Genomic DNA, 10497 nt, shown 5'->3' on the forward strand with positions numbered 1-10497 from the left:
TATTTTCCTGCCAGAGCAGTGTACGGTTCTGTTCTTGGGGGATCATGAAGATGGCCTCTTCGCCCCAGGAACTGAAATAAATCCTGCCCAGTTCGTCGATGGCGATCCCGTCGAGGCTGTCGTAGAGGGTGGTGCGGAAAACGCTGAACTCGCCGCTCTCGATGTTGTATGCCAGGATCGGCGAAGCCTGTCTGAGTCCAACAATGAGCATCTGGCGGCGGGGATAGTCGTAGACGATTCCGTTGGGGCCGGCCATCAGATCGGAAGAGACGCTGGAGATGCTTTTGCTGGAGGGGTCGACGATGTAGAGCCTGTCGCTGCGGGAGTCGCTAACATATAGCAGGCCGCGGTGGTCGCTTTCAATGTCGTTGAGCATTATGGAGCCGGGGATGGTGATGCTGTCTATAATCCTGGCTTCTTCGAGGTCGATGACCTGGACAGCGGTATTGTCGGTCACATAGAGGAGGGGCGGCAGCAGTTTCATGCCGCGGGGGTTGGTCAGCCCCTCTTTCAGGAAGAGCTGGTATTTGCCGCTCTCATCCAAGCTAATGATCTGGCCGTTGCCTTTGTTGGAGATGAGGAATCTCTGGCCGGCTTCGTCGTAGACTATGCTTTCGGGATTGTTGAGCGTGGCGGGTTTGAATAGTCGTAGCAGGATGAATGCGGCGACAAGCAGCAGCAGGATTATGATAAGGACCGTAACGATCCGGGATATTTTGTTGGGCATGGTTTCTCCTAATCTTTTAGGTTCCAGGAGCAGCCTGAGGGCGTATCCTTGATCTCGATGCCAAGAGCGGCGAGGTCGTCGCGGATCTTGTCCGATAGGGCCCAGTTCTTGGCAGCGCGTGCTTCCTGGCGATATTGGATGACGATTTCAACGAGTTGGCGTGTGAGGTCTGGAACTGTGGATTCCAGCTTGGCAGCCAGGTTTTGGAAAAAGCCCAGCACTTCTCCCAGATGCACGAGCATCAGTGCGGCCTGTTCCCTGGTCTCACGGGGCAGTTGTTCGTTCTTGGTCTGGTGGCTCAGGTCGAAGAGCACGGCGATCGCCTTGGCAGTATTGAGATCGTCGTCCAAGGCCTGGATGAAGGCCTTTTTCTGCGCAGCATGGGTATCATCCAGGTCCGCGGTGATGTTCAGATAGCCGATCGCTTTGAGGGCGGAATAGAAATTGGTCACGGCACGTTCGGATTCCTCAATGATCTCGCGGTTGAAATCGATCGGGGAACGGTAGTGCTTGGAAAGGAAGAAGAAGCGGACCGCCTCTGCGCTGTGTTGTTGCAGGATGTCCCGGGCTGTGAAGAAGTTCTTCAGGCTCTTGCTCATCTTTTCGCCGTCGATATTGAGGAAACCGTTGTGGACCCAGTAATTTGCCAAAGGCTTTCCAGACAAGGCCTGGGCCTGGGCCAGTTCATTCTCGTGGTGGGGGAAGATGAGGTCGATCCCGCCGCCATGGATATCGAAGGTTTCGCCCAGGTATTTGCGGCTCATCACCACGCATTCCGTGTGCCAGCCTGGCCTGCCTTCGCCCCAGGGGCTTTGCCAGACGGGCTCGCCGGGTTTGCTGCGCTTCCAGAGAGTGAAATCCGCGGAATTGCGTTTCAGCGGGTTTTCGGCCACTCGGGCTCCGGCCAATTGGTCTTCCGTTTTCTTGCCTGAGAGTTGTCCATACTCCGGTAAAGCTGCGGTGTTGAAATAAACGTCTCCCTCCGCTTGATATGCAAAGCCTTTCTCCACCATGGCCTTGATGGCGGCAATGATGTCTTCCATCACCTCCGTGGCCTTGGGCTGATGAGTGGGCGGCTTGATCCCAAGCGCCTGGCTGTCTTCCAGAAAGGCCTGGGTGTATTTGGCCGCGACGTCGTTGAAAGGGATCTTCTCGTCGATGGACTGAGTGATGATCCGGTCGTCAATGTCAGTGATGTTTTGGACGTAGGTGACCTCATAGCCCCGGAATTCGAAATAGCGGCGCAGGACGTCGAAGAACAGGAAGGCGCGGGCGTTGCCGATGTGGAAATAGTTATATACTGTGGGCCCGCAGGCATAGATCTTCACTTTGCCGGGGCTGAGGGGCGTGAATTCTTCCTTCTGGCGTTTGAGTTGGTTGTAAAGCTGCATGGGCAATCCTTAATTGTAGATGACCAACTTTTCGGTCTTTTCCGTTTTCCTGCCGTCGAGGGTGGTGGCCCGGACCTTTACGAAGTAGGTGTTGTTGGCAAAGCGGTCGCCGCGGGCGTCCTTACCGTTCCAGGAAATGGCGTTGAAGCCCTGGCGGCCCAACGCCTTGAAGCTATGTGCTTTTTTACCGGTGACCGTGTAGATGTCGATGATCAGGTCACTGTCCTGCGAAAGCATGAAAGTGAAGCTGGTGCTGGTTTGCATGGGGTTGGGATAGATGAGGAAGCGCTCGATGGCCAGTTCCCCGCTTTTCTTGACGATAAAATTCGTGCTGGACACGGAGGGCAGATTGAAATTGTCAAAGGCGATCAGTTGCAAGGTGTGGGGACCTTCGGCGAGGTTGCTCAACTGGTAAGTGAGCAGGCCCTCGGTGTGGGAATCGAGGTTATAGCTGAAATACTGGGTCACGGGGATCGGCTGCAGTGAATTATCCAGGATCAGCAGGATGTTGTGGCCGGCGCTTCCGGTCACGTTGATGCCATTGCTGTCTGAGATCCTGGCATGCAGGATGGGATTGGTGCCCACGGTATCCCCTGGCCGGAAATCCAGGCTGCCCAGGAAAAGCTCGATAGCAGGCGCATCCGGGTTTTCGGCAATGACTGCGTCATCGCTCAATGCCAGTGGATGGAGGAAATTGGTGTAGTCCTGTCTGCTTATGGGGTCCCAGAGATAGGAGACGATGAGGCCGGTATTGCCAGTAGTTACGTCATCCGGGACGATGAAGCTGCTGTTATACTGGCCGCCAGTTACAGTCGCGCTGCCCGTGTAGAGAGGTGCTCCGCGGTGGCTGACATTTGTCTGCCAATCCAGGCTGTATTCGGTTTCGGTGTTGAACGCTTTCACTTCCGCGATGCTGCTGTACGCGCTGGGTGAGAATCCGCCTTCGATGCTCACAAGCTGTCGTGCATAAAAGGTCTCGTCTTTGGGTCCGGTTTTTTGCCCGGACACCGTGATAACGCTGTCGCGTACTGGGGGCGTGATCCTGAGATGGGGATCGCCTAAAAGCACATAAGTGGCGTCGTTGTCGTTGCTTTGGGTGTATTGGATCTTGGCGGCCATGATGGAATAGCCGATCGGGTTGCGTCCGTTGGCCAGGTTGTTCAGCAGGAATTGCATCATGGGGGCATTGCTGTAGGGGGTGCTGATGCGGGTGGCAGAATAGGATGCGATGGCGCCCAAGTTGTTGAGTAGAACGGTTTTCTGCCCCAGGCTTTCGAAGCCCCAGTAATCGAAATGGGAAACCTTGCAGGAGGCTGCCATGAAGAGAGTCAGCCGGTCCGGATTGTTAAACCTGCCCATGTCCGCGGCGCCGTTGAAATAGTCCTCCGCTCCCAGCTTGTCATAGGATCCGTGCCCGATATAGTACCAAACTAGGCGACCTTCGTTGATCATGGCGAGCATGTCATCGCGGGCGCGGGGTTTGTTTTGGAATTCGTCGTATTCATAATCCCAGGCGAAGATCTTATCCACCAGAATACTGGGATGCACTACATTGCCCGCGTCCTGGGTCTGGCGGGTGTGGATGTTCTCATAGGCCGTGGAACTTCCGTTGTAGAGATCGTCGCCAAGAAAGACCATGGAGTTGCGCCACCAACCTCCCTGGGGATTCTGCACATAGTTTTGGAAATTGGCCAACATGGTGTTGAGTTCGGCCTCTGAAGCGACGGGATAGCGTCCCACAGCCAGTTCCGGATGGGAGGCCTGGGTGAGCATCACGAAATAGTCGTCCGAGGTGATGTTGTTGCGCTGGAAAACGATGACCTTGTTCTTGGATGCGGACTGGCCGGAAAAGTTGCGCCAATCCATGGTGCCGAGTCCGATCAGGGTCACCGAAGTGATCTGGGGAGCGGGGTAGTTTTGCCAGGCGTAGCGTAAAAACTGGCGGATGGCGGCAGGATCGGGATGGCCGCCGTTGAATTGGTTGAAGATGTCGGATTGTTTCACAACTACGCTATGTTTCCCGAATTCCTGCCAATAAAGGTCGGCCAGGCCTTGCACTTGGCTGGCGTATTCGTCGGCGGAGATGATAATGTTGTCGACCCGGGGCGGGTTGGCCGTCAGATCAAAGGGTTCAACGATTGCGAAATTTACGGGGTTGTAGAGTTCAGAGTCGTTAGCCAGGACAAATCGGGTGGCGCTGGCGCCCGTGGACACGTAGTATGGGCTGGAGCCAGAGCCTTGCAGGGGGGCTATGTCCACCTCATCAAAGCTGTTAATCCTGTAAACAGCAGTGCTGCCGGAGCCGGAGATGTTATAACGCACTGGGTAGCCATAATTCAGCAGGGGCAGTTGGTTGACACTGAGTTGTCCGGTTCCTTTGACTATCTGCCGGCCGTGCTCCAGAGTGATCCAATCCAGGAAAAGGTTGTCGGTGCCGCTACGGATCACCTTGATGCGAATCTGGTTCGGCCCATTCACAAAACCGCTCACCTGCCTGAAGAAAACATGATGCCAAGTTCCGCGCCAGGAGAATACAATCGAGCCGGTGGTGTCCGCCGGTACGGGAACGTCGTTGACATAGACGGAGATGTTGTGCCAGATGTTGACGCTGATGTCTTCCTGACGTATCAGCATACTCAGGTATTGGGGCTGGACGGCTTCCACGTCACTTAACGTCATCTCAAACTGGTATTCGGCCGTGCTGTTGCCGAACATGCGGCTCATATACCATTCGAATCCGATGGTTTCGCGGCGTTGGCTTTCTGTTTCCAGCCTCGCTTTGTCGGTGAAGGTCGAGGTCTGGTTGTCCCAATTGGTCAAGGTTGGCAGGGTTGCCATGCGCAGAGGTGGGCTGGGAAAGTCGCCGGCAAAAGTGAGCCAGTATACCGTGTTTTGGGAATAGGGATTATAGTATGTATCATTCGTAAGCAGGGTTTGGTTCTTGTCCACCCCGTCTCGGGTGGTGCCAAAGAACATGATGTAGTCGCTTGGATCGAAACTGCCGTCGCTTTCACCCACAACGCGGATGGGAACTTCCTTGAATTCGTAGCCTGGATTGGTGACCGTGAAGGGCAGCAAAGTCCCGCCGGTGCTGAAGAGACGGAAACTGCGCGGATCGATGTCGCTGACGGGGAAGCCGGACAATTGGGAAGGTGTGATCTTGAACATTCCGTCGCGGTTGGTTTCCAGGCGCAGCCAGAAATCGGAGCGGGAGAAGTCTGCGAAATTCACCTCGTAGCGCAGGAAGCTTTTCCAGCTGCGGGTCTGGTCCGGATTGAGCAGTTGAGATAGGAGAACCTCAGCCAGTTCATCGCTGGGTGGGGCGTTCCGGTATCCGGTGTTGCCGCTGATATCGATCCGGAACAGGGCCTGCTCCGTGATCATCAGGGCATTCTTCCCGTCATAGGCAAAGGGTCGGATCTCCAGAGGCACATAGTCGAACCCGCGGTAGGAAAAAATATCCAAAGTTCGTAGCAGAGGAATTTGGTTTGCGACGTAGAGCGCTTCTTCGATCTCATAACGGTGTTCGGAGATCTCCTCGCCCATGAAAACAAGTGGTACTGGCAGTAAGCGCTTAGCCAGCTTTTCCTCTCTTGCTCTGGCACTGAGCAAGGTCACGCTCACCTGGCCGCCGGGCGGTATGCCGATCTTTGTTTCGGCAAGAGGAAGCAAAGGAGAGCCGCTGATCGTAGGATAATCGAATCCAGGAGCGTCAACGCGGATAAAATCTCCCTGCTCCGAGAGGGTGAAGCCATCAAGCCTGAATTCCACCACCAACTGGTTTTCGGAGCGCTGGACCACAGTGAATGATGCGGACAATACAGCCAGGTTTATAGCCAGCATGGCTGCTAGGAATATGTTCTTCATTGAACTTTCTTCTCTTTGAACAATCGTTCCAAGGCGAAAATGACGAGATAAAACACCGCCATGAAGACGAATATCCCCGCCATGCCCTGAACCAAGATCACCAGGGACCGGGTGAAGTTTTCCATGGTCGCACTCAGCAATACAGCTGTCATCATAACCTCGTAATGTCTCTAATAATGGTATGGCCTGTTGTTTTGGATCATCAGCGCGCGATAGATCTGCTCCACCAAAACCAGCCGCGCCATCTGATGGGTGAAAGTCATCGCGGAGAGGCTGATGCAGGCGTTGGCTCGCTGCCTGAGGCTTTCGCCCGTGCCGTAAACTCCGCCGATCACAAATACGACAGACTTTTTATCAGATAAGTTAGCCAGAAAAGTGGAAAACTCAAGCGAAGTTTTCATCGCGCCGCGTTCATCGAGCAGGACCAGATAGTCGTCCGGGGCGATGCGTTTAAGGCAGAGTTCGGCTTCGCGGGATTTGACAGATTGGATGTAGCCAACCTGGGAGAGGCTGACATCGGGGATCTCCACCACTTTCAGCTTTAGCAGCGGTTTGAGGCGTTTGAGGTATTCGGCGATGCCTTGTTTGAGCCAGTCTTCCTTGGTCTTGCCGATCTGGAATATGCGCAGGATCACTTGTTCATGCAGGCCAGGGCCATCGCCATGCAAAGCATCTTCAGTTCGCCGCGGTCGGCCCGCGAGGGGATCAGGATCGGGGCTTTGGTGCCCACCACAACGTGCGCCACGCGATAGCCGCAATAGTAGGTGAGCATCTTGCCAAAGATGTTTCCAGCCTCGATATTTGGTACGATGAGCACGTCAGCAAGGCCTGCCACGGGGGATTCGATGCCCTTGATGCGCGCTGCTTCGATATCCACGGCGTTGTCGAAAGCAAGAGGGCCTTCCACAATGCAGCCGGTGATCTGTTTCCTTTCGTTCATCCGGGAAATGATCGCGGCATCCACTGTGGCCGGCATTTTGGGATTCACTGTCTCCACCGCTGTGAGCAATGCGACCTTGGGAAGTGGACAACCCATCGCGTGGGCCACCTGTACAGCGTTTTTGACGATGGCGATCTTTTCGTTCAGTTCGGGCGCGAGGTTGATCCCGCCGTCGCTCATCAATTTCACTCCGCTGGGATGCTCATAGGCCAAAACGTCCGATATCACTTCGCTGACCCGCAGGCCCTTTTCCTTGTCCAACACGGCCCGGAGCATCTGTCCGGAATCAGTCTTGCCCTTGAGAATGATGTCTGCTTTGCCTTCATTAACCAGTTGCACGCTCATCTTGGCGGCTTTGACCAGGTCTGGGCCCACGTCCACAATCTCGAAGTTGTTCTGATGCTCTGGCGCCATTTTCTGGAGGAGGACCGTGATCTGGGCTTTGTCGCCCACGAGGAGGCACTCGGCCAGGTTTTCCCGTTGGGCCAGGATGGCGGCGTCCAGCACAGATTCTGTCTGGGCCGCAGCGATCACCACGGTGCCTTTGCTTTTGGCCTTGACGCTGGCCACCATTTCGTCGAAGTTTTTGAACATATCTGCTCCCGCACCTTCAGGTGCTGAATTTATCTATGAATTCGTCCACCAGGCTGTCTTCTTCAGGCTGCATTTCCGCCATGATCTTTTTCAGGGCTTCCTTTTGGATCTGGCGCACCCTTTCCCGCGAAAGGCCCATCGTTTCAGCGATCTGGGCAAAGTTCTGGCTTTCCTGGTCGGGGTTGAGGCCATAGTAGGTGCGAATGATGTCGGCCTCGCGCGGCTCAAGCTTGCCGATTGCGCTATGGATGCGTTCATGCAGGCGGTCGCGGTGGTAGATTTGCTGGGGATCCACGAGGTCGGGGTCCATCAGCATGTCCCGCGTGGTAAACTCCTGATAGTCAGAACCTTGCAACACGTCGTCGTAGGAAGTCGTTTCGACCATCTGGTCCTGCAATTGTTCGATGGACTTTTCAGTTAGATTCATCACATCGCTGAGTTCCTCGATGGACGGGGTTTCCCCGGTCTCGGTGAAGATGCGTTCCTGGGTGGCCTTGATCCGGTGGGCGGAGCTTGATTTACCCAGCGGAACGCGGATCAGCGAGCTTTTCTCTGAGACGGCCAGCATGATGCGCTGCCGAATCCACCAGATCGCGTAGGAGATCAGCTTGATATCCTTGTCAGGGTCAAATTTCTCAATCGCCTTGAGTAGGCCGATGTTGCCCTCGCTGATCAGTTCAGACAGGGTCAGGCCCCGATTCTGGTAGCGGGAGGCGATCTTGACCACGAATTTGAGATTGGCCTGGACCAGCTTGTTCACAGCTTCCTGATCGCCATTTCGGGCCCTGATCCCCAGTTCGTGCTCTTCCTCCCGGGTGAGGGTTTGGAATTGCGAAATTTCCTTCAGGTAATTCTGTAATGCCTTGTCGGCAAATACGTTCTCTCTCATTGCCTATCCTATCCCAGTTAATCCAGCGGCAAAACTTTGCGCGGATTGAGCGCCTTGCCCTTGAGGCGGTATTCAAAATGCAGGTGAGAACCGGTGGTCTGGCCCGTGGAGCCGATATAGGCGATAATGTCGCCTTGTTTCACGCGGTCGTCCACCTTCACCGTGTTTTTCTCGTTGTGCGCGTAAACCGTCATCACGAAATCGGGATGCTCGAGCACCACAACGTTGCCGTAGCCGCCCTGAATGCCGGAATAGACAACCACTCCATCCAATACGGCATAAATCGGCGTCCCGGTCTTGGCGGCGATGTCTATACCCTTGTGGGGCCGTCCGTTGCGCAGTCCGTATTCAGAGGTGACCAGTCCCTGCGTGGGCATGATCAGGTCGGTCCTGAGCTTGTCGCCGGTCTGCAATTCCGCCTGCGTGATCCTCGGGCTTGTGCCTGCCTGGGTTGGCGAACCTGCAACCACAAGTCTTTGGCCTACGTTGATCGTATTGGAGCTAAGATTGTTCAGCCTTTTAAGCTCTTCCACCGTCATTCCGTGGTTGAGCGCGATACGGTAGAGATTGTCCTTTTTTTGGACCACATAGATCTGCTGCACCACGACGGTGTCCGGAGCGGCCGTAATGCTTGGCCATTCCGGCGACGAAGTCCACTGACCGTCTTCTGTTTGAGTTTCGTCGTACTCATCGCTCTCAGCGAGGAAGGGTGTGGGATCAGCGATTATCAGTTTGTCACCCGGGCGGATGACGTGATTCTGGTCCGCCAAGCCGTTCCACTTGAGCAGGTCGTTTAGGGAAATGCCATTGTTGACGGCTATGCGGTAAAGGTTTTCCTTGGGGGCCACGACGTGGTAATAATCGTTTGGTAATTGAGTCCTGCCGAAGTTTATGGAAGCTACCGTGTCACGAGCTGCGGTCGTTGGTGGAGTAGGCGGAATCTGGACCCTTTGGGTTGTGGATTGCGCTGAGCTTTGGGCTTGGGTGGCAGGGGAAGGGGTAGTGCTGACCGGCGCGGGGGCTTGGGCTGGCTTGATCTTGAGCACTTGGTTCGGCCAGATGTCGTTGCTGGCCAGGCCGTTCAGTTCCTTGATCCGTTCAACGCTTACGCCGTATTGGCGCCCGATGGAATAGAGGTTGTCGCCCCGCTTGACTGTATGCGTCTGGAATTCAGTGCCCGCCTGAGCAGGAGCTGTGGTTGGAGTTGCTATCTGTTTGATCTTGAGGACCTGGTTTGGCCTGAGATCATTGCTGGTGAGGCCATTCAATTCCTTGATCTGGTCGACACTTACGCCGTATTGGCGTCCGATGGAATAGAGGTTGTCGCCCCGCTTCACGGTGTGGGTCTGGAATTCGGCTGCCAGAAGCAGGGGCAGGGCCAGCAGCAGAATCAGCGCGAACGCCCGAGCGGGCGAACCTGGCCGCCTCTCTGGTCTGATGGATACTCCATCTCTGGTTTTATCGTATGCCAAAATCATTATATTCCACCGTGCTTTCCACTTCTGAAACATCCAGGCGCCGGACCCGGATGTATCCGTTTCCGCCGTTGAGCATGTCCCGGAAGAGTTCCAAATTCTCTTTGCTGCCACAGGCGATGATCTCCACAGTGCCATCATACAGGTTTCTGGCGTAGCCGGTGATCCCGCAGCGTCTCGCGCAAGCGCGGCTGAAACTGCGAAACCCGACTCCCTGGACCCGGCCGTGGACAATGATCTCCCATGAAAGCATATTCTACTCCATTTCCGGATAAAAAATCTTTGTATTTCAATGGGGGATATTTGTCAAGGATTCAATTCACTGGCATTCCCCCATTTTTTATACCAGCCTGATTTTCAACTGCCATGGTTCGATCAGATCGGCTCTATAAGGTGAGGTGTCGTAGTGTCTGGAGCTACTGAGGAAGATTTGCATGACCTGACTAATTCGGTAGTACACAGACTGCTGCAGTTTAGCCCAGTCCCCTGCCCTAAAGCAGATCAGCTTCGGGAAAGCCTCTGCAATCTTCACTATGATGTCTTTACATGAGTAGATGAAGTATAGAGCCAGGGTAAGCAACATATTAAGGTTCTTGAGTTTCGTATAGCTTGCA

General features: G+C 54.7%; 10 protein-coding genes. All 10 read right to left on the reverse strand.

Annotated features, from left to right (window positions below; all coding sequences use genetic code 11):
* A partial coding sequence (locus K0B87_08105; GenBank protein ID MBW6514702.1) for an SMP-30/gluconolactonase/LRE family protein occupies window positions 1-727 on the reverse strand: 727 nt, incomplete at its 3' end.
* A gap of 8 nt (window positions 728-735) precedes the next feature.
* Window positions 736-2118, reverse strand: coding sequence for a cysteine--tRNA ligase (gene cysS, locus K0B87_08110; GenBank protein ID MBW6514703.1), 1383 nt, complete (start codon window positions 2116-2118; stop codon window positions 736-738).
* Between the two features lie 9 nt (window positions 2119-2127).
* Window positions 2128-5985: a type IX secretion system sortase PorU gene (gene porU / locus K0B87_08115; protein ID MBW6514704.1), complete on the reverse strand. Its 3858-nt coding sequence runs from the start codon at window positions 5983-5985 to the stop codon at window positions 2128-2130.
* Entirely contained in the window at window positions 5982-6137 is a 156-nt protein-coding gene (locus K0B87_08120) for a hypothetical protein (protein MBW6514705.1), read from the reverse strand. Before K0B87_08120 ends, porU begins: the two co-directional genes overlap by 4 nt.
* 18 nt (window positions 6138-6155) lie before the next feature.
* Window positions 6156-6620, reverse strand: coding sequence for a 23S rRNA (pseudouridine(1915)-N(3))-methyltransferase RlmH (locus K0B87_08125; GenBank protein MBW6514706.1), 465 nt, complete (start codon window positions 6618-6620; stop codon window positions 6156-6158).
* Complete coding sequence (locus K0B87_08130; GenBank protein MBW6514707.1) at window positions 6617-7519, reverse strand: bifunctional enoyl-CoA hydratase/phosphate acetyltransferase; 903 nt, start codon at window positions 7517-7519, stop codon at window positions 6617-6619. The genes K0B87_08125 and K0B87_08130 overlap by 4 nt, the downstream gene beginning before the upstream one ends.
* A gap of 16 nt (window positions 7520-7535) precedes the next feature.
* Window positions 7536-8408, reverse strand: coding sequence for an RNA polymerase sigma factor RpoD/SigA (locus K0B87_08135; protein MBW6514708.1), 873 nt, complete (start codon window positions 8406-8408; stop codon window positions 7536-7538).
* Between the two features lie 17 nt (window positions 8409-8425).
* Window positions 8426-9886, reverse strand: a complete 1461-nt coding sequence (locus K0B87_08140) for a LysM peptidoglycan-binding domain-containing protein (GenBank protein MBW6514709.1) — start codon at window positions 9884-9886, stop codon at window positions 8426-8428.
* Window positions 9867-10136 carry an acylphosphatase gene (locus tag K0B87_08145; protein ID MBW6514710.1) on the reverse strand — a complete coding sequence of 90 codons (270 nt, stop codon included), beginning with the start codon at window positions 10134-10136 and terminating at the stop codon, window positions 9867-9869. The genes K0B87_08140 and K0B87_08145 overlap by 20 nt, the downstream gene beginning before the upstream one ends.
* An 87-nt stretch (window positions 10137-10223) precedes the next feature.
* A partial coding sequence (locus K0B87_08150) for a hypothetical protein (GenBank protein ID MBW6514711.1) occupies window positions 10224-10497 on the reverse strand: 274 nt, incomplete at its 5' end.

It is taken from the genome of Candidatus Syntrophosphaera sp. (assembly GCA_019429425.1).
Classification (GTDB): Bacteria; Cloacimonadota; Cloacimonadia; order Cloacimonadales; family Cloacimonadaceae; genus Syntrophosphaera.